Source organism: Stenotrophomonas sp. a6, from assembly GCF_030913325.1.
Taxonomy (GTDB): domain Bacteria; phylum Pseudomonadota; class Gammaproteobacteria; order Xanthomonadales; family Xanthomonadaceae; genus Stenotrophomonas; species Stenotrophomonas maltophilia.
The window spans coordinates 1,335,485-1,359,534 of the sequence record NZ_CP133161.1 but is presented as its reverse complement, the minus strand read 5'-3'; the positions used below and the strand labels follow the sequence as shown (position 1 = coordinate 1,359,534).

23 protein-coding genes and 2 pseudogenes are annotated in these 24,050 nt (G+C 65.9%); 18 read left to right on the top strand and 7 right to left on the bottom strand.

Annotated features, from left to right (window positions below; translation table 11 throughout):
* The first annotated feature begins 23 nt into the window (after positions 1-23).
* From Q9Q79_RS06295 to map, 13 genes are all read left to right on the top strand, one after another.
* Entirely contained in the window at positions 24-707 is a 684-nt protein-coding gene (locus tag Q9Q79_RS06295; RefSeq protein ID WP_005408670.1) for a response regulator, read from the top strand.
* Positions 704-2,083: a sensor histidine kinase gene (locus Q9Q79_RS06290; protein ID WP_099527827.1), complete on the top strand. Its 1,380-nt coding sequence runs from the start codon at positions 704-706 to the stop codon at positions 2,081-2,083. Before Q9Q79_RS06295 ends, Q9Q79_RS06290 begins: the two co-directional genes overlap by 4 nt.
* A gap of 79 nt (positions 2,084-2,162) precedes the next feature.
* A complete protein-coding gene (locus Q9Q79_RS06285; protein ID WP_005412675.1) occupies positions 2,163-2,999 on the top strand; it encodes an alpha/beta fold hydrolase in 837 nt (278 codons plus the stop codon).
* A gap of 1 nt (position 3,000) precedes the next feature.
* Positions 3,001-3,360 carry an EamA family transporter gene (locus Q9Q79_RS06280; RefSeq protein WP_111151368.1) on the top strand — a complete coding sequence of 120 codons (360 nt, stop codon included), beginning with the start codon at positions 3,001-3,003 and terminating at the stop codon, positions 3,358-3,360.
* A complete protein-coding gene (locus Q9Q79_RS06275) occupies positions 3,357-3,755 on the top strand; it encodes a DMT family transporter (RefSeq protein WP_005408666.1) in 399 nt (132 codons plus the stop codon). Before Q9Q79_RS06280 ends, Q9Q79_RS06275 begins: the two co-directional genes overlap by 4 nt.
* Before the next feature lie 10 nt (positions 3,756-3,765).
* Positions 3,766-4,968, top strand: a complete 1,203-nt coding sequence (locus Q9Q79_RS06270; RefSeq protein WP_201864055.1) for a DegT/DnrJ/EryC1/StrS family aminotransferase — start codon at positions 3,766-3,768, stop codon at positions 4,966-4,968.
* Between the two features lie 174 nt (positions 4,969-5,142).
* Positions 5,143-5,859 carry an MtnX-like HAD-IB family phosphatase gene (locus Q9Q79_RS06265; protein ID WP_005408664.1) on the top strand — a complete coding sequence of 239 codons (717 nt, stop codon included), beginning with the start codon at positions 5,143-5,145 and terminating at the stop codon, positions 5,857-5,859.
* Between the two features lie 63 nt (positions 5,860-5,922).
* On the top strand, positions 5,923-7,323 hold the full coding sequence (locus Q9Q79_RS06260) for an aminotransferase class III-fold pyridoxal phosphate-dependent enzyme (RefSeq protein WP_005408663.1): 1,401 nt from the start codon (positions 5,923-5,925) through the stop codon (positions 7,321-7,323).
* A 29-nt stretch (positions 7,324-7,352) separates the two neighbouring features.
* A complete protein-coding gene (locus Q9Q79_RS06255) occupies positions 7,353-8,417 on the top strand; it encodes a GNAT family N-acetyltransferase (protein ID WP_201864054.1) in 1,065 nt (354 codons plus the stop codon).
* A gap of 3 nt (positions 8,418-8,420) precedes the next feature.
* Complete coding sequence (locus Q9Q79_RS06250; protein ID WP_201864053.1) at positions 8,421-9,305, top strand: arginase family protein; 885 nt, start codon at positions 8,421-8,423, stop codon at positions 9,303-9,305.
* Positions 9,306-9,482: 177 nt separating this feature from the next.
* On the top strand, positions 9,483-9,842 hold the full coding sequence (locus Q9Q79_RS06245) for a VOC family protein (protein ID WP_024958234.1): 360 nt from the start codon (positions 9,483-9,485) through the stop codon (positions 9,840-9,842).
* A 67-nt stretch (positions 9,843-9,909) separates the two neighbouring features.
* Complete coding sequence (locus Q9Q79_RS06240; protein ID WP_005408659.1) at positions 9,910-10,122, top strand: ParD-like family protein; 213 nt, start codon at positions 9,910-9,912, stop codon at positions 10,120-10,122.
* 10 nt (positions 10,123-10,132) lie between these two features.
* A complete protein-coding gene (gene map / locus Q9Q79_RS06235) occupies positions 10,133-10,915 on the top strand; it encodes a type I methionyl aminopeptidase (RefSeq protein ID WP_171956620.1) in 783 nt (260 codons plus the stop codon).
* Here map and Q9Q79_RS06230 read toward each other — a convergent pair.
* Positions 10,912-11,526: a LysE/ArgO family amino acid transporter gene (locus Q9Q79_RS06230; protein ID WP_012479552.1), complete on the bottom strand. Its 615-nt coding sequence runs from the start codon at positions 11,524-11,526 to the stop codon at positions 10,912-10,914. The genes map and Q9Q79_RS06230 overlap by 4 nt on opposite strands.
* A gap of 106 nt (positions 11,527-11,632) precedes the next feature.
* On the opposite strand from Q9Q79_RS06230, the gene Q9Q79_RS06225 reads away from it, so the two are divergent.
* The 5 genes from Q9Q79_RS06225 to Q9Q79_RS06205 all read left to right on the top strand — a co-directional run bounded on the left by Q9Q79_RS06225 (position 11,633) and on the right by Q9Q79_RS06205 (position 17,310).
* Positions 11,633-12,529: a LysR family transcriptional regulator ArgP gene (locus tag Q9Q79_RS06225; RefSeq protein WP_012479551.1), complete on the top strand. Its 897-nt coding sequence runs from the start codon at positions 11,633-11,635 to the stop codon at positions 12,527-12,529.
* 78 nt (positions 12,530-12,607) lie between these two features.
* On the top strand, positions 12,608-14,008 hold the full coding sequence (locus Q9Q79_RS06220) for a TolC family protein (RefSeq protein ID WP_043035548.1): 1,401 nt from the start codon (positions 12,608-12,610) through the stop codon (positions 14,006-14,008).
* Positions 14,001-15,014 carry an efflux RND transporter periplasmic adaptor subunit gene (locus Q9Q79_RS06215; protein WP_043035549.1) on the top strand — a complete coding sequence of 338 codons (1,014 nt, stop codon included), beginning with the start codon at positions 14,001-14,003 and terminating at the stop codon, positions 15,012-15,014. The genes Q9Q79_RS06220 and Q9Q79_RS06215 overlap by 8 nt, the downstream gene beginning before the upstream one ends.
* Positions 14,999-16,186 (top strand): ABC transporter permease, encoded by a 1,188-nt coding sequence (locus Q9Q79_RS06210; RefSeq protein ID WP_201864051.1) that lies wholly within the window; start codon positions 14,999-15,001, stop codon positions 16,184-16,186. Before Q9Q79_RS06215 ends, Q9Q79_RS06210 begins: the two co-directional genes overlap by 16 nt.
* Positions 16,183-17,310: an ABC transporter permease gene (locus tag Q9Q79_RS06205; protein ID WP_005412689.1), complete on the top strand. Its 1,128-nt coding sequence runs from the start codon at positions 16,183-16,185 to the stop codon at positions 17,308-17,310. The genes Q9Q79_RS06210 and Q9Q79_RS06205 overlap by 4 nt, the downstream gene beginning before the upstream one ends.
* Before the next feature lie 128 nt (positions 17,311-17,438).
* Here Q9Q79_RS06205 and Q9Q79_RS06200 read toward each other — a convergent pair whose 3' ends face one another.
* From Q9Q79_RS06200 to Q9Q79_RS06175, 6 genes and pseudogenes are all read right to left on the bottom strand, one after another.
* Positions 17,439-17,807, bottom strand: coding sequence for a glycine zipper 2TM domain-containing protein (locus Q9Q79_RS06200; protein ID WP_012479547.1), 369 nt, complete (start codon positions 17,805-17,807; stop codon positions 17,439-17,441).
* A gap of 166 nt (positions 17,808-17,973) precedes the next feature.
* A pseudogene (locus Q9Q79_RS06195) lies at positions 17,974-20,196 on the bottom strand (methyl-accepting chemotaxis protein).
* Between the two features lie 210 nt (positions 20,197-20,406).
* A complete protein-coding gene (locus Q9Q79_RS06190; RefSeq protein ID WP_236672559.1) occupies positions 20,407-20,781 on the bottom strand; it encodes a hypothetical protein in 375 nt (124 codons plus the stop codon).
* 80 nt (positions 20,782-20,861) lie between these two features.
* Positions 20,862-21,206, bottom strand: coding sequence for a DUF596 domain-containing protein (locus Q9Q79_RS06185; RefSeq protein ID WP_024958502.1), 345 nt, complete (start codon positions 21,204-21,206; stop codon positions 20,862-20,864).
* Complete coding sequence (locus Q9Q79_RS06180; protein WP_141097972.1) at positions 21,203-21,616, bottom strand: hypothetical protein; 414 nt, start codon at positions 21,614-21,616, stop codon at positions 21,203-21,205. The genes Q9Q79_RS06185 and Q9Q79_RS06180 overlap by 4 nt, the downstream gene beginning before the upstream one ends.
* Positions 21,597-23,450, bottom strand: a pseudogene (locus tag Q9Q79_RS06175) (hemagglutinin repeat-containing protein); the annotation flags it as partial. The pseudogene Q9Q79_RS06175 and the gene Q9Q79_RS06180, both read right to left, overlap by 20 nt.
* Positions 23,451-24,050 lie beyond the last annotated feature (600 nt).

Below are 24,050 nucleotides of genomic sequence, written 5' to 3'. Positions count from 1 at the left end.
TGACCGTTACAGGAGCCCCGCGCATGCGCGTTCTGATTGCTGAAGACGACCCGGATATCGCCTCCGGCCTGTGCGCCTCGCTGCGCCGGCAGGGGCACGTGGTCGACCACGTCGACAACGGTGCGCACGCCGATGCTGCACTGGGCTCGACGCAGTACGCGCTGCTGGTACTGGACCTGGGGCTGCCGCAGCTGGATGGCCGCGACGTGCTGCAGCGCCTGCGCCAGCGCGGTGATGGCCTCGCAGTGCTGGTGGTGACCGCCCGTGACGGCCTGGCCGAGCGCGTGCGTGTGCTCGACCTGGGTGCCGATGACTACCTGGTCAAGCCGTTCGCGCTGGACGAGTTCGAAGCGCGCGTGCGCGCCCAGCTGCGCCGGGTCACCAGCAATGGCAACCCGGACCTGCGCATCGGCCGCCTTCGCATCGACCTGGCCGGGCATCGGGTGTGGATCGACGACCAGTCGCTGGAACTGACCGCACGCGAGTTCGGCCTGCTGTCGGCACTGGCAGTGCGCGCCGAGCGCATCGTGTCACGCGCGCAGTTGGTGGAAGCGCTGTGCGACTGGGGCCAGGACCTGACCGACAACGGCCTGGACATCGCCCTGCACCGCCTGCGCCGCAAGCTGCAGCCCGGCGGCATGGGCATCCGCACCGTGCGCGGGCTGGGCTACATGCTGGAAGACGCGCAGGACGACAGCACCCCGTGATCAGTGGACCGCCCAGCCTGCGCCGGCGCCTGCTCGCCTTCCTGGCGCTGCCGATGCTGGGCCTGCTCACCTTCAACACGATCCTAGCCTACTACGTTGCGCTGGACTATTCCAACCGCATCCACGACCGCAACCTGATCGACGACACGCATTCGTTCGCGCAGATGCTGAGCACCATGCCGGTGACCAGCGACCTGTCGCCGCAGGCGCGCTTCCTGATCGAGTACGACCCCGACGGCCATCGCTACTTCAACGTCGACAGCAGCCGCATGGGTACGCTCAGCGGCAATGCCGACTTCAGCCCGTATGCCCCTTCGCAGGACTGCACCGGCGTGCATCCGGCGCTGTACGACGGCAACCTCAATGGCCAGCAGGTGCGCATGGCCACGGTCTGCACGCAGGCGATGAACGATCCGCAGGACCAGCTGGCGGTGACCGTGGCCGAGAGCATGGCCGACCGCCGACAGCGGGCGCGCGAGATCCTGATGATCATCATCCCGCTGATGACCATGCTGGCGCTGGGCACCGCTGCACTGGTCTGGTTCGGCGTGACCTACGGCCTGCGCATCCTCACGCCGCTGAGGACCCGCCTGGCGCAGCGCCGTGGCGAACTGGCACCGATCTCCGACGCCGACGTACCGGAGGAGATCCAGCCACTGATCAGCACCATCGACGATCTGTTTGCCCGCCAGGCGGAAATGATCACCCTGCAGAACCGCTTCATCGCCGATGCCGCGCACCAGCTGCGTTCGCCGCTGGCGGGCATGGCCCTGCACGTGGACCAGGCGCTGGCACACGGTGACCCCGATACGGTGCGCGAGGCGCTGCAGCACATCCGCCGGCTCAATCAGCGCACTGCCCGGGTCAGCACCCAGCTGCTGGCGCTGAGCCGGGCGCAGACCGTGCCCGATACCGTGGAAGCACTGGACCTGTGCGAGCTGGTGCCGCAGTGGGTTGGCATGCGCGTGCCGGAGGCGATCCGCGATGGCATCGACCTCGGCTACCGCGGCAGCCCCCATCCGCTGCGTGTGCTCGGCAACGGCGCCATGCTGCAGGAGGCGCTGGACAACCTGATCGACAACGCCCTGCGTTATGCCGGCCGCAATGCCACCGTCACGGTGGGCATGCACGCGCTGGACGACAATGATGTCGAACTCTATGTGGAAGACAACGGCCCCGGCGTGCCCGACGACGTGATGCCACGGCTGGGCGAGCGCTTCTTCCGGGCGCCGGGCACTGCTGCCAGCGGCACCGGCCTCGGCCTGGCCATCGCGCACGAGGCGGTAGAGCACTTCGGCGGCCGCCTGAGCTTTCTGAACCGCCCGGGCGGGGGCCTCAAGGTCGCCATCATGCTGCCGCTGCTGAAGGCCCCCTGACCCGGCCCGGCGCGCTGAAAGGCTGGTGAAAATCGCGCTTGCGATCCTGCCATCCCCACTGCCGTCCCGGAGCCGCCAGGTGACCGAATCGCACGACTTCTTCCTCCCCGGTGGCCCCCAGGGCGTGCTGCTGGTCCATGGCCTGACCGGCACCCCGGCGGAAATGCGCATGCTGGGCAAGGGGCTGAACAATGCCGGCTTCACCGTCCACGGCGTGCAGCTGCCCGGCCATTGCGGCACCGTGGATGACCTGCTGGCGACCACCTGGGAACAGTGGTACCAGGGCGTGGAAGATGCGGCGGCCGCCCTGCGCGGCAAGGTCGACCAGCTGTTCGTGGGTGGACTGTCGATGGGCGCGGTACTTTCGCTGGCGTTGGCGGCACGTCGCCCGGAGTGGGTGTCCGGCGTGGGCGTGTACGGCGCCACTTTCCGTTACGACGGCTGGAACATTCCCGCCGTGGCCCGCTTCTCGTTCCTCCTGCCGTGGTTCAAGCGCTTCAACATCGGCCGCGACCGCATGTTCATGGAAGAACCGCCGTACGGCCTGCGCGACGAGCGCCTGCGCGCGCAGGTCAGCGCCGCCATGCTGTCCGGCGACAGCGCCGCCGCCGGCCTGCCGGGCAATCCCTGGCATGCGCTGGCCGAGATGCGTGCGCTGAGCAACTGGACCCGCCGCCACCTGCACCAGGTCACCGCACCGTGCCTGGTGATGCACGCCCGCGAAGACGATGTGGCCAGCATGGGCAACGCTGAGCTGGTGATGTCGCGGGTCAGCGGCCCGAAGGAACTGGTGGTGCTGGAAGACAGCTACCACATGATCACCATCGATCGCGAACGCCGCGATGTGATCCGTCGCAGCGCGCGCTTTTTCACCGAGATCGGTGAACGCACGGGCGTGCTCAAGGCGGTGGCCTGAGATGGGGGCACTCGCCACCCTGCTGTGGCTGGCCAATGTGGTACTCGATACCGGTGGCCAGCTCGCCTTCAAGGCCGCCGCCAGCGATCCGCAGGAAGGCGAAGGACTGCAACGCTGGAAACACATGCTCAGCCGCCCCTGGCTGTGGATCGGCATCGCCTGCTACGTGCTCGAGTTCGTGGCCTGGATTGCGTTCCTGTCGCTGGTGCCGCTGTCCAAGGGCGTGCTGCTGGGCTCGATCAACATCGTTGCGTTGATGATCGCCGGTCGTTTCCTGTTCCGCGAGAAGCTCACGCCGCTGCGGGTGGCCGGCATGCTGCTGGTCACCGCGGGCGTGGCGGTGGTGGGGGCCGGCTCATGAGGCGCCTGTATGTGATCGGTTTCCCGCTGCTGATGGCCTTCGACACGCTGGCCCAGCTGTGCTTCAAGTACGCCGGTGACGCCGCGCTGCCGGTCGAGGCCAACACCGCCTGGCTGCTGCGCGTGCTGTCGCAGCCGTGGGTGTATGGCGCCATCCTCGGCTACGTGGGTGCGTTCTTCACCTGGATGAGCCTGCTGCGCCATGCGCCAATCGGCCCTGCATTTGCCGCATCGCACCTGGAAGTGATCAGCGTTCTGCTGCTGTCGGCGTGGCTGTTGAACGAGCCGCTGACCCTGCACCATCTGTTAGGTGCGGTACTGATCGTGGCCGGCATCGTCTGCCTCGGCCGCGCTGAAGCGGACGACCCGCACAGTCCCGCCGAAAGCGCGTCGTGAGCGGGCTGCGATGAGCCTGTTCGCGCGCGAACTGCCACCTACCGCTGGCCTGCCGATTCAGGCCAGCGATTTCCTGCCCGGTGGCGGCGACCTGCGCGAAGTCCTGGCCAGCCAGCTCGGCACACCGCCACTGCAGCTGACCTGTTCCGGCACGCACGCACTGCTGATCGCGCTGCGTACGCTGCGCAAGCGCGCGCCAAGGCGCGACACCGTGATCATGCCGGCCTATACCTGCCCGCTGGTGCCGATCGCGGTGCACAGCCTGGGCCTGCGCGTGCAACTGTGCGATACCCGTCGTGGCCACTTCGACTTTGATCCCGGCCAGCTCAGGCGTCTGGCCGATGCGCGCACGCTGGCGATCCTGCCGACCCACCTGGGCGGGCGCATCGCCGATGTCGAGCTGGCCTGCGAGGTTGCGCGCGGCGCCGGCGCCTGGGTGATCGAGGATGCCGCGCAGGCGCTCGGCGCACGCGTTGGCAACACCAGTGTCGGCCTGCGCGGCGATATCGGATTCTTCAGCCTGGCCGCCGGCAAGGGCCTGAGCCTGCACGAAGGCGGCCTGCTGGTCAGCCGCGATGACGAACTGCGTGCCGCGCTGGCCGAACATGCCGTCCAGCACGTTCGCTCCAGCCTGCGCTGGGAGCTGCTGCGCAGCGTGCAGTTGATCGGCCTTGCTGCCTGCTATCGCCCTTCGCTGCTGTCGCTGGTGTATGGCAATCCATTGCGCAGTGCGCTTCAACGCGACGATCTGGAAGAAGCGGTCGGTGACATTTTCCCGCTTGATATACCGCAGCACCGGGTCAGCCACTGGCGGCAGAACATCGGCGCGCATGCCGCGCGGCGCTTGCCGGCGTTCCTGCAGGCCGGTCGCCTGCGTGCGTTGCAGCTGCGCGTGCAGCTGGCACAGCTGCCAGCCGTTGAGGTGGTCGACGGCCTCGCCGGCAGCGGTGGCACCTGGCCACTGCTGATGCTGCTGCTGCCCAGCCAGCGCGCCCGCGATGCCGTACTGAAGGACCTGTGGCCACGTGGTCTCGGCGCCAGCCGCATGTTCATCCATGCCCTGCCCGGCTACGCGTACCTGCGCGGCATCGTGCCGCAGGACGACATGCCCAATGCACGCGACTTCGCCGCACGCATGCTGACCCTTGGCAACAGCGCCTGGCAGACCCGCGAAGAGACTGCCGAAATACTGCAGGTCCTGGCCCGCGCCTGACCCGAACGTGCACGCGTGGCCTGCCCTCCGCGCATTCATCCGTGCACCTTCCTGAACGTTTTCCCAGCCTGTCAGAAGAGCCTTTCAACAGGAAAGGAACGAGAAAGGCGGCCTGCCTACATTGAGCCTGCCCCGGCATCGGGCCGGGCGTTTCTTTCATCGACGGACCTGCCCATGCACTGGAGCATCCTGTGTGACTTCGACGGCACCATCAGCCTCGAAGATGTCATCGACTCGCTGCTGGAAAAGTACGGCCAGCCGGGCTGGCAGGAACTGGAAGACCAGTGGAAAGCGGGAAAGATCGGCTCGCGTGAATGCATGCAGGGCCAGGTGCGGCTGCTGAAACTGGACCCGGCCACGCTCGACGCCCATCTGGACCAGGTACAGATCGATCCGGGCTTCGCCGCCTTTGTCAGCCGTGCCGAACAGCTGGGCCTGCCGCTGCGCATCGTCAGTGACGGCCTGGACTATGCGATCCACCGCATCCTGGCCAACCACGGCCTGTCGCAGCTGCCGGTGGTGGCCAACCACCTGCGCTGGTGCGAAGACCATTGGGAACTGGAGTCGCCCTACCAGGCCGAAGGCTGCCGCAGTGGCACCTGCAAGTGCACCTGCGCCGCGCAGGCGCGCGCCAACGAAGCACCGCGCGTGCTGATGATCGGTGACGGCAGCTCGGATTTCTGTGTGTCCGAAGACGCCGACTTCGTGTTCGCCAAGCGCCGCCTGATTACCCATTGCACGAATGCCGGCATCGAGCATGCCGCCATCGACACCTTCCACGATGCAGTCGCACTGTTGCCGCGCCTGCTCGATGGCAGCCTGCTGCAGCCACGTCGCATCGACGCCCGCCCGCAGCCCGCCGCACTGCCCCCGCTGCTGGCCACCGCCTGAGCACTCCCTCCAAGCACGCTCCCCCGTCGCCCCTTTCGAACGTCCTTCACGGAACCGAACTGCATGAACATTTTTGACAAGAACGCCGACGCCGCTGCCTCCGACGCGCAGCTGCTGGCCGACGAAGCCCGCTACAGCTCCTTCGGCGATACCGTCCACTACGTCGACCCGCCGAAGATCTTCCAGCGCGGCGAAGGCAGCTACATGTTCGACGGTGCGGGCGTGCCCTACCTCGATCTGCAGATGTGGTACTCGGCCTGCAACTTCGGCTACAGCAACAAGCGCCTGAATGACGCGCTGAAGGACCAGATCGACACCCTGCCGCAGGTCGCCAGCCAGTACCTGCATCCGACCCGCGTGCAGCTGGCCAAGACCATTGCCGTGGACATGCACGAGAAATTCGGCCTCGACGGTCGCGTGCATTTCAATGTCGGCGGCGCGCAGGCCATTGAAGACTCGCTGAAGATCGTGCGCAACGCGCGCGGCGGCAAGAGCCTGATGTTCGCCTTCGAAGGCGGCTACCACGGCCGCACCCTGGGTGCCTCGTCGATCACCTCCAGCTACCGCTACCGCCGCCGCTACGGCCACTTCGGCGAGCGCGCGATGTTCATCCCGTTCCCGTACCCCTTCCGTCGCCCGAAGGGCATGACCCCGGACGAGTATTCCGACCACTGCGTGTGGCAGTTCGAGCGCCTGTTCGAAAGCGAGTACAACGGCGTGTGGGACCCCAAGGTCGGCCAGGCCGAGTACGCCGCGTTCTACGTCGAGCCGATCCAGGGCACCGGCGGCTACGTCATTCCGCCGCGCAACTTCTTCACCGGCCTCAAGCGCGTGCTGGACAAGTACGGCATCCTGATGGTGGTCGATGAGATCCAGATGGGCTTCTGGCGTACCGGCAAGCTGTGGTCGATCGAGCACTTCGGCGTGACCCCGGACGTGCTGGTGTTCGGCAAGGCGCTGACCAACGGCCTGAACCCGCTGTCCGGCCTGTGGGCACGCGAAGAGCTGATCAACCCGACCGTGTTCCCGCCGGGTTCCACCCACTCCACCTTCAACTCCAACCCGCTGGGCACCCGCCTGGGCCTGGAAGTGTTGAAGCTGGGAAAGGAAATGGACTACGAGCGCACCGTGCCGGAAAAGGGCGCGTACTTCCTCGACGGCCTGCGTGGCCTGCAGAAGCGCCACCCGGAAATCGGCGACGTCGACGGCCTGGGCCTGGCCCTGCGCGCCGAAATCTGCCAGGCCGACGGCTACACCCCGAACAAGGAACTGCTGGACCGCATGGTCGACATCGGCCTGGCCGGTGACCTCCTGCACGACGGCAAGCGCATGGGCCTCGTGCTCGACGTAGGTGGCTGGTACAAGAACGTGATCACCTTCGCGCCGTCGCTGGACATCAGCTACGAAGAGATCGACCTGGCGATCACCCTGCTCGACCAGGCGCTGACCAAGGCCAAGGGCTGAGGCTGGATGGGCTGCCGGTTCCCGTGCCGATGGAGATGACGTCACGCGCATCCAGCACCGCGCTGGAACCGGCCGCGCTGCTGGAGGGCTTCCTGGCCCATCCGCCGCTCGGATTCGAGGCAGGCCGCCTTCCCAGCGGCCTGCCGACTTTCCGTGCGCCGCTGGACCTGACCACCACGATGGACGACGCGCTGCGCAGCAAGCTGCTCGGCCTGCCGCTGTCGCGCCTGTGGCGGCCTTGGATCACCTGGAAGACCCGCTTCGTCGGTGCCACCAGCACCGAGTACACCCCACTGCCGGCGCACGTGGCGCCGGAGGCGCTGGCCGAGGACGTGACGCGTCACGCGATCGGCGATACCCGGCTGCTGGTGGTCAAGGACCTGGCCATCGATTCACCGCTGCTGGACGACGCGGCCAATGCGCACAGCGCGGCGTTCCTGCAGGCCTTGCTGACGCGCGGCTTCGTTGAACTGGAAGGCATGCCGCTTGCCTGGGTGGCGATCGATTTCGATTCGCTCGATGGCTACCTCGGCCGCCTGTCGTCCTCGCGCCGCAAGAACATCCGGCGCAAGCTCCGTTCGCGTGATGACCTGCAGGTCGACTGCATCGCCACCGGTGATCCCGCCTTGGCCGACCCACGGCTGCAGGCCGAGTTGTATGCGCTGTACCTGGGCGTGTATGCGCAGAGCGCGGTGCATTTCGACCAGCTCGACCTGACCTATTTCCAGTACCTGCTGGCCGACAGCCAGGGCCAGGGACGGATGTTCCTGTACCGCCACCAAGGGCAGCTGATCGGCTGGAACCTGTGCTACATCCACGCCGGAAAGCTGGTGGACAAGTACATCGGTCTGGCCTACCCGCAGTCACGCGAGCACAACCTGTACGCGGTCAGCTGGATGCACAACCTCGAGTATGCCCTGCAGCACGGCCTGAGCCACTACGTGGCCGGCTGGACCGACTCGCGGATCAAGGCCGAACTGGGCGCCCGCTTCACCTCCACCCGGCACGCGATCCACGCCCGTTCCCCGCTGCTGCGCGCCGCCCTGCGCCGGCTGGCCCCGTACCTGCAGGGCGAAGCTGATGGAGGCGGTTGAACGATGACGTTGCGTTCTCCGTTGATCCTGGACCTGGACGGTGGCGTGCTGCCGCTGCCCCAGGCGCAGACCCTGGCCCTGCCGCAGTGGCACGATCCACTGCGCTTTGCCTGCAGCAATGCCACCCTGGACCGTTTCGCCACTGAAGTGCTGGCGCCGCTGCCCGCGCAGCTCGGCACGGTCATGCTCGGCAGTGGCGACTTCCACCACCTCAGCCTGCCGCTGTTGCGCCGCATGCGCACACAGGCGCCGTTTCAGTTGGTAGTGCTGGACAACCATCCGGACAACATGCGTTTTCCGTTCGGCATGCATTGTGGCTCATGGGTGAATGCCGCCAGCAAGCTGCCGCAGATCTCGCACATCCATGTGCTCGGCATTACCTCCAGCGACATCGGCCTCGGCCATGCCTGGGAGAACCACTGGCGCCCGCTGCTGGGCGGTCGCTTGACGTACTGGTGCATGGACGTGGATGTCAGCTGGGGCCATCGCCTCGGCATGGGCCACGCGTTCCGCCGCTTCGAGCACCCCGAAGCGCTGGTGGCCGCGTTCGCTGCCGAACAGGCCAAGTCGCCGCAGCCGGCCTACCTGTCGATCGACAAGGACGTGTTCGCCGAGGACGTCGCGCGCAGCAACTGGGACCAGGGCCGATTCCAGCTGGAAGACGCGCTGGTGGTGATCGAAGCGCTGCGTGCCGGCGGCCTGGTCGGCAGTGACATCACCGGCGAGGTGTCGCTGGCCACCTACCAGAGCCGCTTCAAGCGCTGGCTGTCGTCGCTGGATGGCCAGCCGGACATCAGCGCCGATGATCTTCCCGCCTGGCAGGCGCGTCACCAGCAGGTGAACCGCGAACTGCTGGCGGCAATCGCCGCCGTACCGACGGCCTGCTGACCGCGCCGGTAATGCCGGCCGCGGGCCAGCGTGGCTTCGGTAGTGCCGGCCGCTGGCCGGCATGGCTTCGGTAGTGCCGGCCGCTGGCCGGCAATGCCAACCAAGGTTGGCATCTACCAGACCAATGCCGGCCAGCGGCCGGCACTACACTGGGCGCCTACCCCAGGAGCCCTCGCCATGCCCCAGACCGTCATCCCGCAACTGCGCATGCGCCACGCCGACACCACCCTGCCGTTCTACGTGCAGGGGCTGGGCTTCGTGGTCGACTGGGAACATCGCTTCGAACCCGGCTTCCCACTGTTTGCCCAGCTCACCCGCGACGGCCAGACGATCTTCCTTACCGAACACAGCGGCGACTGCGAGGTCGGCGGCGCGGTGTACTTCATCGTTGACGACGTCGACAGCCTGCACCGCGCCTTCGGTGCCGCCAACGTCCCAATCGAGCAGCCCCCGCATGACACCGAATGGGGCAGCCGCGAAATGCTGCTGCGCGACCCGGATGGCAACCGGCTGCGCTTCGCCACCCACACGGACTGAATGACGTCGGCTTGAGATGGATATACGGAACATATACGATTCGTATATTCATACTCGAGGGCCACCCATGGGCATCGTCAACATCGATGACACCCTGCACGACCAGCTGCGCCGTGCCTGCACCGTCTCCAGCCGTTCGATCAACGCCCAGGCCAACTTCTGGATCCGGGTCGGCATGCTGTGCGAGATGAACCCGACGCTGAGTTTCCAGGACATCGTCGCCAGCGAGCTGCGCGCGGCCGGCGTGCAGCCGCCGTTGTTGCCTCCGGGCCAGGTCTGAGCCGATGGGCATCATCAAGCGCCCCGACGAGATCGCGCTGATGGCCGAATCGGGTCGCCTGCTGGCGCAGGTGTTCGCCGCACTCGACCAGCTGCCGCTGCAGGGCCGCAGCACGATGGAGATCAACGAATTCGTCGAGCGCATGATCGTCGATGAGCTGCAGGCGCGGCCGGCCAGCAAGGGCCAGTACGGTTTCCCGTACGTGCTCAATACCTCGATCGACAACGTCATCTGCCACGGCGTGCCCAGCACCACCGACGTGCTGCGCAACGGCCAGATCGTCAACCTCGACATCACCCTGGAAAAGAACGGCTACATCGCCGACTCCAGCACCACCTACCTGGTCGGTGAGGTCGACTACGCCGCGCGCCGGCTGGTGCAGACCGCCTACCAGGCGATGTGGAAAGGCATCGCCGCGGTGCGCCCCGGCGCACGCCTGGGCGATATCGGCCACGCCATCGCCCGCCACGCACGCAGCCACGGCTACAGCGTGGTGAAGGAGTACTGCGGCCACGGCATCGGCCAGGAGATGCATGAGGAACCGCAGATCCTGCACTACGGGCATCCCAACACCGGCGTGGTGCTGGAAGAAGGGATGGTGTTCACCATCGAGCCGATGCTCAACCAGGGCAAGCCGGCCATCCGCCAGCAGCCGGACGAATGGCCGGTCTACACCCGCGACGGCAAGCTGTCGGCGCAGTTCGAGCATACCGTCGCGGTCACCGGCAGCGGCGTGCGCGTGCTGACCCTGCGCCCGGGCGAAACACCGTTGTGCGCGGTGGATGCCGCCTAGAGCGGGCGCAACAGCAACAGCATGGCAAGGCAGAGCATGAACATCGCCACGCCTGCATCCAGCACCCGCCACGCAGACGGCCTGCGGAACACCGGCTGCAGCAGCCGCGCGCCATAGCCCAGTGCACAGAACCAGGCCACACTGGCCACGCACGCACCGGCGGCAAAGGCCCAGCGCAGATCGCCCGGATAGCGCGTCGACAGGCTGCCGAGCAACACCACCGTGTCCAGGTAGACATGCGGGTTGAGCAAGGTGAAGGCCAGGCAGGTCAGCAGTACCTGGCGCCCACTGCCGCCCTGCGCCTCGGCGGCGGCCAGCGCGCTGCCACCTCGCCACGCGCGCAGGCCCGCCTGCAGGCCATACCAGAGCAGGAAGGCCGCACCACCGAAGCGCAGCACCTGCAGCAGCAACGGCCACTGCAGCACCAGCGCGCCCATGCCGCCCACGCCGGCCAGGATCAACGCGATATCCGCGCCGGCGCAGGCCAGCACCACCCTGCCCACATGACGTTGTTGCAGGCCCTGGCGCAGCACGAAGGCATTCTGTGCGCCGATGGCGATGATCAGGCCGGCGCCCGCGAAGAGGCCGGCGACGGTAGCGGCAATCCACATCGGGACAGGCCAGGCAGCGAGGGGACGCGCAGGGTGCGGCCAACAGCCTTGTTTAGACAAACTGATTTTTCTTTATCCTGCGCAGGAAAACTGAAGAGGCACCGGCATGGACCTGGTACACCCGCAACTGGCCGCGTTTGCCGCGGTGCTGGAGGAAGGCAGCTTCGAGGCTGCGGCACGCCGCCTGTCGATCAGCCCATCAGCACTGTCGCAGCGGATCAAGGCTCTGGAAGACCGGCTCGGGCAGGTGCTGGTGGTGCGCCAGGCGCCGTGCCGCCCCACCGCCGCCGGTGAGGCGCTGCTGCGCCGGGTGCGACCGATGCAGGCGCTGGAGGCCGAGGCATTGGCCGAGCTGCTACCCGAGCGTGGCAGCAGCGACGCTGCGCGCACCCCGATCCCGCTGGCGGTCAATGATGATTCGCTCGATACGTGGTTCGTGCCGGCCATCGCCGACCTGCACCAGCGCCATGGCTACCTGTTCGACCTGCGCATGGACGACCAGGACCACACCCTGCGGTTGCTGCGCGACGGCAGCGTGCTGGGTGCGGTCACCGCCGAAAGCCAGCCGGTGAAGGGCTGCAACGTGCACCCGCTCGGCGCCATGCGCTACCAAGCGATTGCTTCGCCCGGCTTCGCCCGCCAGTACTTCAGCGATGGCATGGACGCCACAGCACTGGCACGCGCGCCGATGCTGGTGTTCAACCGCAAAGATGAACTGCAGTGGCGCTTCGTGCGTCGTCTGACCCGCGCGCGGCTGCAGCCGCCGCTACACTACCTGCCCTCCTCCACCGGTTTCGTCGAAGCCGCCGCGTGCGGACTCGGCTGGGGCCTGGCCCCGGAAACCCTGGCCGCGCCCGCTGTGCGCGCCGGCCGCGTGGTGGTACTGGAACCCCGCCGCTGGCTCGATGTGCCGTTGTACTGGCAGCATGCCGCCGTGCGCTCAAGCACGCTGCAGCACATCACCCAGGCGCTGCGTACTGCGGCCAGCGGCACCCTTCGTTGAGGAAAGACCGATGACCGCAGACCCGGGCTTCACACCATGCGCACTACCGTTTGCGCACTTCTTTACCACTGGGACGGCATGGGCGTGATCGGCCGACGTACAAGGATGCACCGCGCGAAAGTCGCGTTGACCCTGGCAGCCTGCCTGCCGCTTGCGGCGGCAGCGCAGAGCAGTGCCGATGCACCCGCACTGGACTGGGAACAGGCGCGGCAACGCCTGGAGCAGGTCTCCGATGCGCTGGCCGCTGCCGATGCAGCCGTTCGCAACAAGCAGGACCTGCAGGACGCCACCCGGCTGCTGCGCCTGCCGGAGATCACCGGCGAAGTGCGCCGCCTGCAGTTCCAGAAGACGCTCACTCTGCCGCTGGGCTCACTGGCGCCGGTGGCTGAAGCCTTCGGCATCGATTCGCCGCTGTCGTTCACCGAGCGCGACTGGCGCACCCGTCCAGTGGTCACTGCGGTGCTGCCGCTGTACACCGGCGGCGTGATTCCGGCCGCGCAGCGTGCGGCCAGTGCCGCCCACGAACAGGCCAGCGCCGAGCGCGAAGCACAACGTCAATCGCTGACCGTGCAGCTGGCCCAGGCCTACTTCGGGCAGCGCCTGGCCGAGCAGGCGGTGGACGTGCGCCGTGACGTGCGCGATGGCCTCAACCGCCACCTGTCCGATGCAGAGAAGCTGGAACGCGAGGGTTTCGCCACCCGCGCCCAGCGCCTGCAGGCCACCGTGGCCCGCGACAAGGCCGAGCGCGAATACCAGAAGACAGTGAACGACCTGGCCACGCTGAAGGCCGCACTGGCCACGCTGCTGCGCAGTGGTGGCGAGGTGCAGCCGGTTTCGCCGCTGTTCGTGCAGCGCGTGCCGCTGGAACCGGTGGCCAGCTTCGAGCGTACTGCGCAGGCGCGCCAGCCGCAGATCGCACGCCTGCGGGCCATGGTGGCGCAGGCCGAACAGGGCGTGCGCGTGCAGCAGGCCAAGCTGAAACCGCAGATCTTTGCCTTCGGCCAGTACGACTTCCGCCGCCGCGACGAAATGCTGACCGATCCGGACTGGGCGTTTGGCATCGGCCTGAAGTACACCTTCCTGTCGCCGAACTCGCGGCCGGCGCAGATCAGCGCCGCGCGCGCGCAGCAGGACCAGGCCGAAGCGGGCCTGCGCGAGGCCGAGAACCAGGTCGCGCTGGGCGTGCGCAAGGCCTGGAACGAACTGGAAACCGCGCGCCAGCAGTACGTGCTGCTCGACAGCAGCATTGCCCAGGCACAGGAAAACCTGCGCCTGCAGGAGCTGGCGTTCCGCGAGGGCCAGGCCACCTCGCTGGATGTGATCGACGCGCGGCTCGGCCTGGGCGGTGCCCGTGTAGAGCGCGCACAGGCCGCCTACCAATACGATATTGCGCTGGCACAGTTGCTGGAGGTCAGTGGACAGATGGACCGTTTTGAAGAATTCCGGCGCCGTGCGGACGAGGTGATCGACCATGAGTGATGTGCTGCACGACGATGCGACAACACCCCCGGCCAAGCGCCGCCTGGGCCCGATCCTGGTAGTGGTGCTGCTGGTCGCGGTGGTGCTCGGCCTGTGGCTGGCCTGGCGCAGCCCGGCCGACCAGATCCAGGGCATGGCCGACGCGGACACCATCAACGTGGCCGCCAAGATCACCGCGCGCGTGGCGGAGTTGAAGGTGCGCGAGGGCGACCGCGTGCAGCCCGGGCAGGTGCTGTTCCTGCTCGACAGCCCCGAAGTGGCCGCCAAGGAACAGCAGGCGCACGGCGCATTGGCCGCCGCACAGGCGGTGGCCGACAAGGCCGACGAAGGCGCGCGCAGCGAAGACATCCGCGCCGCCGAAGCGAACTGGAAGCGCGCCGAAGCCGGTGCGACGCTGGCCGAAGCCACGTACCAGCGCGTGCAGAACCTGTTCAACGAAGGGGTGATGACCCGGCAGAAGCGCGATGAAGCGCATGCCCAGGCCACCAGTTCGCGCGAACTGGCCCGTGCCGCGCGCGCGCAGTACGACATGGCGTTGGCCGGCGCACGCGAGCAGGACAAGCGTGCCGCGCAGGGCCAGGTGCAGCAGGCGCAGGGCGCGGTGGCCGAAGTCAACGCCGCCCGTGCCGAAGTCGAAGGACGCGCGCCGGTGGCGGGCGAGATCAACAAGCGCATGGCCGACCCGGGCGAGCTGGTGCCGGCCGGCTACCCGGTATTCACCCTGGTCGACATTGATCGCATGTGGGTGGCGATGAACCTGCGCGAATCACAGATGCAGGGCCTGAAGGTCGGCAGCAAGCTGCAGGGCAACGTGCCGGCACTCGGCCTGGACGGCGAGTTCGAGGTCTACTTCATCAACCCTGCCGGCGACTATGCGACCTGGCGTACCACCCGCCAGTCGTCCGGCTACGACGTCCGCAGTTTCGAGGTGCGGGTGCGCCCGGTACGCCGCATCGAGGGCTTCCGCCCCGGCATGAGCGTGCTGTTCGCATGGCCCCAGCACTGAGCCCGGACCGCAACGGCTTCGCTGCTTCCTGGCGGCGCGAGCTGCAGTCGCTGCGCGGCAACCGTGCCGACCTGCTGCTGGTCACCGTGCTGCCCCTGCTGATGCTGGCGGTGATGGCGTGGATGTTCTCGCCGTCGGTGATGCGCGACATCCCCATTGCCGTGGTCGACCTCGACCACAGCAGTGACAGCCGCCTGCTGCTGCGCATGCTCGATGCCAGCCCCGGCGTACGCATCGCCAGCCAGCCGGCGGACCTGGAGGACGCGCGTTCGCAGCTGCGCAGGCTGGACGTGTTTGCCATCGTACTGGTGCCGCGCGATGTCACCCGGCAGGCGCTGCGTGGACGCCAGGGCACGGTGTTCGCCTATTACAACGCCACCTACATGACCACCGGCCAATCTGCGTCGCGCGATATCGGCGACGCAGTCTCGGCCTGGAACGCACGCCTGCTGCGCGAACGCATCGGCCTGCAGGTCGGCCCCGGCAAGCTGCGTGCGGCACCGATCGCGGTGCAGTCGGACATCCTGTACAACCCTGCGCGCAGCTACGAGTTGTTCCTGCTGCCGCTGATCTTCCCTGCCGTGCTGTCGCTGGTACTGGCACTTGCGGTCGCCGGCAGCCTCGGCCGCGAGATCCGCGACGGCACCCTGCCCGCTTGGCTGGGTCGAACGCCGTGGTCGGCGATTGCCGGCAAGGTCGCGCCGTACATCCTGCTGTTTTCGCTGTATGGCGCGCTCGGCATCGGTCACCTGGCCTGGCTGCGCGGCGATGGTGTGGCCGGCAGCGTGCTCCTGCTGCTGCTCGCACAGCCACTGTTCTACCTGGCCACGGCCGCCTACGCGTTGTTCTTCGTCGGCGTCACCCGCGACATGGGTACCGCGCTGTCCGCGGTCGGCCTCAGCATCGGCACCGCACTGGCGTTCTCCAGCGCTACCTTCCCGGTCCTGGATGGCCCCCTGTTCACCCGCATCTGGCATCAGCTGCTGCCACTCAGCGCCTACATCAAGCTGCAGACCCAGCAGCAGATCATCGGTTCGCCGCTGCAGGTTTCGGTGTGGCCGTTGGCCACATTGCTGCTGATGGCGGTGGTGGCAGGAGGCATTGGCGGCCTGCGCCTGATCGCCTTCGCGCGCAGGCCGGAAGCCGCGCAGCCTGCGGGAGCCGACGCATGAGCGCACTCTGGCGCAGCCTGCGGCAGACCCTGATGGCGGTGCTCTGCGACCGCTACGCGATCGTGGTGATGGTCGGCGCGGTGATCCTGTATTCCTTCTTCTACCCGGCCGCGTACCGTCACCAGGTGGCCGGCAACCTGCCGGTGCTGGTAGTGGACCAGGACCACAGCGCGACCAGCCGCGAGCTGCTGCGCAAGCTCGATGCACTCCGCGTTGCACGCGTGGTCGGGCAACCGGCGGACATCGACAGTGCGCGCCAGCAACTGGAAGCCGGCCACGCCGAAGGCATCGTGCTGATCCCGGCCAACCTGGAGCGCGACATCCTGCGCGGCCACCCGGCCAAGCTGGTGCTGCTCGGCAACGGCGCCTACCTGGGCCGTGCCAGCTGGGTGCTGGGCAGCGTGGCCGACGCACTGGGCGCGTTCGGGCGTGACGCCGTGGTCGGCCAGGCCGCCTTCATGGGCGCGCCACAGGCGCCGCCGGTCACCCTGGTGCAGCGCCCGCTGTACAACACCCAGGAAGGCTATGGCAGCGCCATCGTGCCCGGCGTGGCCGAGCTGATCGTGCACCAGACCCTGCTGATGGGCATCGGCGTGCTGCTCGGTGGTCGTCGTCTGGCACTCGGCCGGCGCCTGCGCTTCGACCTGCCGACCCTGGCCGGCATGGCGATGGGCTTCGGCCTGATCGGCCTGTTCGGCCTGTTCTGGTACGCCGGGTTCACCGCCTGGGTGCAGGACTATCCGCGCGGCGGGAACCCACTGGGCCAGCTGCTGGGCGGCACCCTGTTCATCGCCGCTACAGTGGTTTTCGGCCTGTTCGTCGGCAGCTTCTTCCGCACCCGCGAACGCGCCTTCCAGTACATCATCGCCACCTCGATCCCGCTGTTCTTCCTGGCCAACCTGTCGTGGCCGGCAGTGATGACGCCGCAACCGCTGGTCTGGCTGGCGCAGCTGCTGCCTACCACCTCCGGCATCAACCTGATGGTGCGGCTGAACCAGATGGACGCCAGCCTGGCCGACGTCAGCCACGAACTGATCACCCTCACCGTCCTGCTGCTGCTCTACGGCAGCCTCGCCACCTGGCGCCTCCTTGCAAAAAAGGGGACGGAGGGGATTAAGTCGTAAACGGCCGGTTTGGGGGATTGCGACTTAATTCCCTCCGTCCCCTTTTTCCTGCAACGAAGAACGCCGGCGTGGGGCCGGCGTTCGGGTACTGCGGTGTGGAAGGGGAAACGAGGTCTGGCTGTGACCGATCAGCGGTAGACGCGTTCGCAGCGACGTTCAACCACGCGGTCACCGTTCTTCTGCTGCTGGTTGCCTTGGATCTGGCGGCCGGCCGCGCCACCGGCCACGGCGCCGGCCACGGTTGCAAGCTTCTTGCCGTTACCGCCGCCCACCTGGTTGCCCAGCAGGCCGCCGATCACTGCGCCGGTAGCGGTACCCGTGATGCGGTTCGGATCGCGCGAGTTGCGCTGCACTTCCACGTTCTTGCAGACCACGCGGCTGCCGTCATTGAACTTGCGTCCCTCATCGCGCGGCCCATACGTCTGCGCACCGGCCACCGGCGAAGCCGCCAGCAGCGTGCCCAGCACAAGCAATCGGGTCGAGGTCTTCATGGCCATCTCCTGAGTTCCGGTATGGCGCAAGTGTCCTCCTGCGGTTGGCAACCGGAAGTGAAATGCGCGTGTCCACCGCCTCATCGGCCATCGCGCGTTCAGGAAGAGAATCCGCGCCCATCACGATCAGCCATCGTGATGGGCGCCGTCTCCCTACCGGCGTGCTGCCTTGCTAGAACTCTTCCCAGCCACCCGCATTGGCAGCCAACGTCGGCTCGATGCGCGGTGACAGCACCGCCGGGCGTCTCACCGGCGTGACCGAGGCCGCTACCGCCGCAAGCGCGCGCGGGACCGATACGGCTGCCGCGGCTGCACCGGTGCGGAACACCGACACCGCTTCGGCCAGCAGGTTGGCCTGCTCCTCCATGGAGCGTGCCGCCGCGCTGGCTTCTTCCACCAGCGCCGCATTCTGCTGCGTGGTCTCGTCCATCTGCACCACCGCCTAGTTCACCTGTTCGATACCCGAGCTCTGCTCCTGCGAGGCGGCAGAGATATCGGCCATGATGTCGGTCACGCGCTGCACCGAGGCCACGATCTCGCCCATCGTGGTGCCGGCCTGACGAACCAGCGCCGATCCATCGGCGACCTTGCCGACCGAATCCTCGATCAGGCCCTTGATCTCCTTGGCCGCACCGGCCGAGCGCTGCGCCAGCGTGCGCACCTCACTGGCCACCACCGCAAAGCCCCTGCCCTGCTCGCCGGCACGAGCAGCTTCCACCGCCGCGTTCAAGGCCAGGATGTTGGTCTGGAACGCGATGCCGTCGATGACGCTGATGATCTCGGCGATCTTCTTCGACGAGGCTTCGATGGCCGACATGGTGGTGACCACCTGGCCGACCACCTCGCCGCCCTGTGAGGCGACGCCATGCGCACCGATGGCAAGCTGGTTGGCCTGGCGTGCGTGCTCGGCGTTCTGTTTCACGGTGGAGGTCAGTTCCTCCATCGACGCAGCCGTCTCTTCCAGGTTCGCCGCCTGCTGCTCGGTGCGCCGCGACAGATCGTTGTTGCCCGAAGCGATCTCGCCTGCCGCCAGGTTGATGCTGGACGCGCTGGACTGGATACGGCCGACAATCTGCTTGAGCTGATCGACGGTGGCGTTGCAGTCATCACGCATGCGGGCGAACACGCCGTGGAAGTCGCCCTGCATGCGTACAGTGAGGTCACCGCGCGAGATCGCCTGCAGCAGGGTCGACACCTGCACCAGGTTCTCGTCGGTGGTCTGCATCAGGCGATTGAGCCCGGCCACCATGTCGCGGAAATCATAGGCGAAGCGATCTTCATCGCCGCGCAGGCTGAAGTCGCCGGCGGCTGCGGCCGTCGCCAGGCGGCGGATCTCACCGTTGATCGCCGACAGGCTGGTCTTGGTTTCGTCCATGGCCTGGGTGATTGCGGCCTTCTCGCCCGGCAACGGATCCATGTCCACTGACAGATCACCGCGGGCGTAATGCTTCATTACTTCGATCAGCCGGTTCTGCACCTGCACATGCGAGCCGACCAGCGCATTGGTCTCGTGCACCATGCGCCCGTAGTCGCCAGGAAAAGCACTCTCGTCCATGCGATAGCTGAGGCTGCCCGCGTCGTGCTGGCGGGCCAGCTCGCCCTGCGCCGCCATCACCGACTGCAACTGCGCCTGCATGCGCTGCATCGACCTGAGCAGCTGCGTCACCTCATCGTTGCCGGACGCGTCGATGCTGTTGTCCAGCCGCCCGTTGGCGATGCCGTCGGCCAGCTTCACCGCACCTTCCAGCGGGCGGGTCAGGCTGCGGGTGATGGCCCACGCGGCCAGCGAGCCCAGTAGCAGGCTCAACGCGCCGAACACGATCGACAACGTGCCGGTCCAGGATTCGGTTGAACGGTATTCCTCGCGACTGCGCTCGGTCAGTGTCTCCTGATGCCGCAGCAGGGTCGAGATCGCCTCATTCCATGCGGTGGCCAAGCCGTGCTCGGCGAGCAGTTCCTTGGCCGCGCCGTTGAAATCACCGGCCTTCATGCGCTCGTGCAGATGCTGGGTGGAGGCGTCGGTGGCCTTGCGTGCCGCGTCGATTTTCGCCACCAGGGCATCACCAGTGGCGTCGCGTGGAATCTTGATGTACTTGGCCCAGATACCGTCGTAGGTCTGCGACAGCTCCTGCGCCTTCTGATAATCCTTGTCGAAATCCTCACCGCGCTTGATCACCATCAGCCGGCGATGCATCAGCACCGCGTTGTTGGTATCCAGCATGTCGTTCAACAGCCGCATCTTCACCATGTTGACGTCCACCACTTTCTCGAACTGGGCGGACTTCAGGTGGTTTCCGTACAGCACGAGGCCAACGATGGCCACGATGAACAGCAGCAGCAAACCGAACCCGGCACCCAGCCGGGATCCCACTCGAAGGTTGCGTAAGGCGAGCATCTCAATTCCCTTGATCATGGCCGTATGATCGATGGCGGCGCAGGCAGGGGAAACTTTATGGGTCGATATTATTATATCGATCTAAAACTCTGGAACTGTGCAGACAGGTGTGAAATCAGAAAACCCACGAACGCGTTATATCCATAAGGCATATCGCCATGTGTACCGAGAATGGGATCAGGCCCGGGCCTGCCGCCCCGGCATCCAGCATTACGGAGCAGCAGGCCCCGGGAAGACCAGATCCTTCCCGAGCCTTGCCGCATAGATGCTCTCGAACTGGAAGGAGAGCACAAACCGGAACTCGCACGCCGCAGCGTAACGATTGATGAAGCGGCAGATTTCCTCCCAGGCACTTTCAAACCCGCTCGCGCGGAAATGAAACGAGCCGAGCAGGCCGACCTGCCACTTGGCTTCAATCCCTTCCGCAACGACAGCTTCCGGCGGGTCGACGATGCTGAATCCGAAGCCGGTGTTGGATGCTGGAAGATATCCACGCAGGCCGTCGGCACCGTCGGAGTACGGCCTGGATCGAGTCCAGAGCGCGCAGCCCGAAACCCAGATCGGCACCGGCTTCGACTCAAGCAAGCTTCATCAAAGCTCGGTGTCGTTACAAGCCCTGACCCATTCGTCAGGATCATCGGGCGCCACCGACATGAATCGGACTACTACGTCCACTGTTCACGGCCATCTGCGCCGATCCAAACCAGACCCGCCGGAGCATCGGTCAAGAACCAGAGGCCGAATCCATCGATATCATCTTCACCAGGATTTTCGGGCCAAGCGTTTGAGATTAGCGTCAGCTGCTCCCTCCAGTCGCCTTGCAAGAACACCCCGTCCGTTGCAAGCCTCACTTTCCCTTCCCTCAACAAACGACCCATCAACTCGAAGAACGCGTCTTTTCTTTCGGAGATCCCAACACCTCCCATTTCCATCGTCATGTGCTGCCAGACGGCACCCATTGATAACCCAAACGAAGAAGTCACCACTGCACAATGAATCCCGTCTTTCATTTGAACTTCACCTCTACTCGCTTTCCATTATTTATGGATTTATCCTGCACATCAATTGTCCAACTAGCACCAGTCTTCTGCGCGCTCGTTGAAAAATCTCTAAGAGTTATCTTTGCACCAGAGCTCGTGGTTGCCGTATAAAGAAGACCCTTTCCAGGTACGACCTTCGCGACAGGCATGCGATCAGTTCCAGTCAGCTGTCTGAAATACAGCATGACATCGGATGTGCTTGCACCAATATAAACCGGAGCACCCGTACTGACTTGAGCATCGGCCTTCAAGACCTTTGAACCAAGATTAAGCTGAAAATCCTTAGGATCCAATGACTTGCTATTGTATTGGTGTGCGAGGTCATCAATTCGCTTTTGCGAGTACGCCTGAAGAACGGATTCAGGTTGTTTGAGAGACAAATCGGGCAGTTCCCGGCTTGGGCGCCCAGCCATCCATCTGCCCGCCCGCACCACCACTGATGCTGCCGGAGCTGGCCGTATAGTCCATGTGGTTCTGCAGGTCGGTGAATGTCAGCGAGCCCGCAGTCAGTTCACTGTTGCCCGCATGGGTGCTGGCAATCGCCCCGCCCACCAGATTCACGTGACCGGCATCCACGTGATAGCCACCGTTTCCTGCAAACAAGCCGCTCTGCTGGCCGACGCCCTGGTAGTTGCCCTCGGCCTTGCCTGCGCTGGCGTAGCCATCGGCGTTCCACGCGTTGCCGAAGGCCACCTGCACGCGGCCGCCCACCTGGCTGTTCCTGGACATGCTCTCGGCAATGTCCTGCAGCGATTCGATGGTCAGCGTGCCGCCGGTCTTGACGTCGATGCGGTCAGCCGTGGCGGTCGCGCCGCGCAACATGGTGTCACCCTCGGCCTTCAGCGAGATGTTCTGGCCGGTCAGCGTGGTGTTCTGCCAGGTATTGCTGTCCGAGTTCGCCTTGCTGCTGCCCACGCTGGCTTCGGCATACACATACACGCCCGTCTGCGCCCCCACCACAACGCCAACACCCACTTCGGCGCCGGCATTGCTGCTCTTGCTGCGGTCTGCCACGTGCGCCTTGCCTGCTTCCAGCAGAATGTCGCCGGCCGAATCCAGGCTGAGGGTGTTGCCTGCACTCAGGTTGCCCTGCACCACATGGATGTCGCCCTGGGTGCTGGTGAGGTTGACGTTGCCGCCGCCCTGGATGGTGGAGCCACGCGAAACCATGCTGCTGCCATCTGCACTGCTGTTGGCGGTCTTGAAGCCGATGCCTGCTTCAGCACGGAACAGTTCGCCACTGCCGCCACGGCCGGACAGTGCCGAGATCGCACTGGCTGCCTGATACGCGTTGGCGCCCGCTGCCATGCCCTGCATCTTCTGCAGGCGATCATCGGACTGACGGGCCGCGTCCACGTTGTTGATCAGGTCGATCAACGGCGACTTCACCCGCGCGAACACGCCGATCTTCAGGTCCTTGTCGCTCTGCGAGTAGTGGCCGCTCTCGTCGGCGGTCAAAAGCTCGATCTCGGCGGCGGTGATGTTCACGTCCTTGGCCGCCACCACGTTGCTGGCGGTCTGCGTGTACTTGCCGCCAGCCGTCAGGTTGACGCTGCCGCCCAGGCTGCCGATGCTGCTGGCCACCTGTGACACCTGCGCGCTGTCGTCCTGGTGCTGCTCGCGGTGCCAGCCGGAGAACTTCTCGGTATCCGATATCTGTACCGTGCCGATCGCCTTGCTGTCCGACGTATTGGCGTTGCTGACCGTATCCTGCCCGCTGCGGACCCGCAGATCACCGGCCGCACGGATGTTCACGTCCTTCTCGGCGGCGATGTTGGCTGCGGTCAGGCTGATGTTGCCCTCGGTGGTGGCCATGCGCACGCCGCCGCCGACCGACAGCTGCGTGCCAGTGATGGTGTCACTGCTACCGCTGCCCTGGCTCTGCGAGTTGTTGGTACCGAACGGTAGGCCGCTGGTGTTGTTGGCAAAGCCCCAGCCCTTGCCGCGGCTGCTGCTGTCGCTGCGCTCGGTGTTGTGGGCCACGTCGAACACGATGTCCTTGGTGGCCAGCAGCACAGCGTTGCCCTCGGCCGACATCTGCGTGCCCTGGCTGAGGATCGAGCCGCCGTTGGCAATCAACGTGAGATCGCCGCCTGCAGCCAACTGGCTGACGCGGGCATCACTGGTCGAATGGCTCTGTTCGCTGTTGGTGCGCTGGCTGCTGGCAGTCACCACAGTCGAAGTGGTGGCCGCGCGCAGGCCGGAGGCTGCGCCATATATTCATAAGGTATATCGCCACGTGAAGCGAGGTGAAATCAGGCTAGGAGCTGCGACCGGGTTGTCGGGCGTTACGGGCAGCCGGCCCCGGGAAGACCAGATTCTTCCCGAGCCTTGCTGCATAGGTACTCTCGAACTGGAAGGAGAGCACAAAGCGGAACCCGCACGTCACGGCGTAGCACTTGATGAAGCACACAGGACTCCATCTGAGGTCGTACCTACTTCTTGCTCATACGCGGCTTGCGGCTTGCTGCATCCAGCCACTGTCAAATGGCCCACCCTGTATCAGTGCCGACCCATGCTCCTGCTGTTTCACCAGATAAAAACCGTCGCGTGCATCAAGGCATCACAGGCGCCTCCACGGAAATTGACTCCCAAGATGGAGCAATTGAATTCTCCTCAAGATAGGTTTCAAGATCCCGGAACGGAGAAACGCCGATGTCACTCAAAGAAAACCATACAGCATCACATTCGTCGCAGACAAAAATCTGAACCCCACTCTCCTTGACACGAGCCTCAAACACATCACCCTGCTCACAACGCGGGCAGACCATACATCTTCACACTGTACACGCAGAAATTATTCCCTTGACCATG

What these genes read in the sequence shown, in the direction of transcription:
- Q9Q79_RS06280 (WP_111151368.1), top strand. Translation starts at nt 3,001, where the DNA reads ATGGGGGCACTCGCCACCCTGCTGTGGCTGGCCAATGTGGTACTCGAT.
- Q9Q79_RS06200 (WP_012479547.1), bottom strand. Translation starts at nt 17,807, where the DNA reads ATGGCCATGAAGACCTCGACCCGATTGCTTGTGCTGGGCACGCTGCTG.
- Q9Q79_RS06260 (WP_005408663.1), top strand. Translation starts at nt 5,923, where the DNA reads ATGAACATTTTTGACAAGAACGCCGACGCCGCTGCCTCCGACGCGCAG.
- Q9Q79_RS06215 (WP_043035549.1), top strand. Translation starts at nt 14,001, where the DNA reads ATGAGTGATGTGCTGCACGACGATGCGACAACACCCCCGGCCAAGCGC.
- Q9Q79_RS06210 (WP_201864051.1), top strand. Translation starts at nt 14,999, where the DNA reads ATGGCCCCAGCACTGAGCCCGGACCGCAACGGCTTCGCTGCTTCCTGG.
- Q9Q79_RS06230 (WP_012479552.1), bottom strand. Translation starts at nt 11,526, where the DNA reads ATGTGGATTGCCGCTACCGTCGCCGGCCTCTTCGCGGGCGCCGGCCTG.
- Q9Q79_RS06220 (WP_043035548.1), top strand. Translation starts at nt 12,608, where the DNA reads ATGGGCGTGATCGGCCGACGTACAAGGATGCACCGCGCGAAAGTCGCG.
- Q9Q79_RS06265 (WP_005408664.1), top strand. Translation starts at nt 5,143, where the DNA reads ATGCACTGGAGCATCCTGTGTGACTTCGACGGCACCATCAGCCTCGAA.
- Q9Q79_RS06240 (WP_005408659.1), top strand. Translation starts at nt 9,910, where the DNA reads ATGGGCATCGTCAACATCGATGACACCCTGCACGACCAGCTGCGCCGT.
- Q9Q79_RS06270 (WP_201864055.1), top strand. Translation starts at nt 3,766, where the DNA reads ATGAGCCTGTTCGCGCGCGAACTGCCACCTACCGCTGGCCTGCCGATT.
- Q9Q79_RS06295 (WP_005408670.1), top strand. Translation starts at nt 24, where the DNA reads ATGCGCGTTCTGATTGCTGAAGACGACCCGGATATCGCCTCCGGCCTG.
- Q9Q79_RS06185 (WP_024958502.1), bottom strand. Translation starts at nt 21,206, where the DNA reads ATGAAAGACGGGATTCATTGTGCAGTGGTGACTTCTTCGTTTGGGTTA.
- Q9Q79_RS06205 (WP_005412689.1), top strand. Translation starts at nt 16,183, where the DNA reads ATGAGCGCACTCTGGCGCAGCCTGCGGCAGACCCTGATGGCGGTGCTC.
- Q9Q79_RS06255 (WP_201864054.1), top strand. Translation starts at nt 7,353, where the DNA reads ATGGAGATGACGTCACGCGCATCCAGCACCGCGCTGGAACCGGCCGCG.
- Q9Q79_RS06250 (WP_201864053.1), top strand. Translation starts at nt 8,421, where the DNA reads ATGACGTTGCGTTCTCCGTTGATCCTGGACCTGGACGGTGGCGTGCTG.
- Q9Q79_RS06245 (WP_024958234.1), top strand. Translation starts at nt 9,483, where the DNA reads ATGCCCCAGACCGTCATCCCGCAACTGCGCATGCGCCACGCCGACACC.
- Q9Q79_RS06275 (WP_005408666.1), top strand. Translation starts at nt 3,357, where the DNA reads ATGAGGCGCCTGTATGTGATCGGTTTCCCGCTGCTGATGGCCTTCGAC.
- Q9Q79_RS06225 (WP_012479551.1), top strand. Translation starts at nt 11,633, where the DNA reads ATGGACCTGGTACACCCGCAACTGGCCGCGTTTGCCGCGGTGCTGGAG.